We start from the raw sequence: 391 nt of genomic DNA, 5'->3' as shown, positions 1-391 counted from the left end.
GGATATTGCCATCGACCAGAATCCGCTCGCCGGCCGCGATGAGCAGTTGCATGCCCGGTTCGATCTCGCCGACGGGCAGGTAGTCGCGTGTATCGTCACCCCGCAGCACCATGGCGCCGCGCGCTGCCAGTTGCGCCAGGCCGTTCACTGCGGTCCGTGCGCGCTCCCGCATCACGTGATCCAGCGTACGGCCGATCAGAAGGAAGAACAGCAAGGACACCGACGCATCGAAATAGGCGTGCTCGCCGTGCGTGATCGTCTCGTAGAGGCTCATGGCATAGGCGAGCGAGACACCGACCGCTATCGGGACATCCATGTTCATGCGACCGTGGCGCAGCGCATTCGAGGCCGAGCGGAAATAGATGCCGCCGGCGAAGGCGAGCGCGGGGAT

1 pseudogene is annotated in these 391 nt (G+C 64.7%); it reads right to left on the bottom strand.

Annotated features, from left to right (window positions below):
• Positions 1 to 391, bottom strand: a pseudogene (locus EOA32_RS38095) (nitrogen fixation protein FixI); the annotation flags it as partial.

This window comes from Mesorhizobium sp. M1A.F.Ca.ET.072.01.1.1 (genome assembly GCF_004023325.1).
In the GTDB taxonomy this organism is placed as follows: Bacteria; Pseudomonadota; Alphaproteobacteria; order Rhizobiales; family Rhizobiaceae; genus Mesorhizobium.
The sequence above is the reverse complement of the archived record's forward strand: the minus strand, read 5'-3'. Positions and strand labels throughout refer to the sequence as shown.